We start from the raw sequence: 241 nt of genomic DNA, 5'->3' as shown, positions 1-241 counted from the left end.
ATAAGTTGCTAGGCTTTGATAAGTAGAGAGGAGCGAGATGACGATGGCTAAAGTATGGCAATATACCATCAATATACCTCCGATGGGAACGCCAAGACCGAATCATCGGTTTGTAGAAGGTGGAAAGACAATCACATACTACCCGCAACCTTATGTAGAGTATTTAGATGCAGTGCAGGCGCAATTAAAACGTGATAATGCACTTGATGATACTTTTTTCGAGGTATTAAATACGCCTTTA

At 40.7% G+C, this 241-nt stretch carries 1 pseudogene; it reads left to right on the top strand.

Annotated elements, in window-relative coordinates:
- Window positions 1–43 precede the first annotated feature (43 nt).
- Window positions 44–241: pseudogene (locus SH09_RS12040) on the top strand (RusA family crossover junction endodeoxyribonuclease); the annotation flags it as partial.

This window comes from Staphylococcus gallinarum (genome assembly GCF_000875895.1).
GTDB classification, from domain to species: Bacteria; Bacillota; Bacilli; order Staphylococcales; family Staphylococcaceae; genus Staphylococcus; species Staphylococcus gallinarum.
This window is presented reverse-complemented; position numbering and strand designations above follow the sequence as displayed.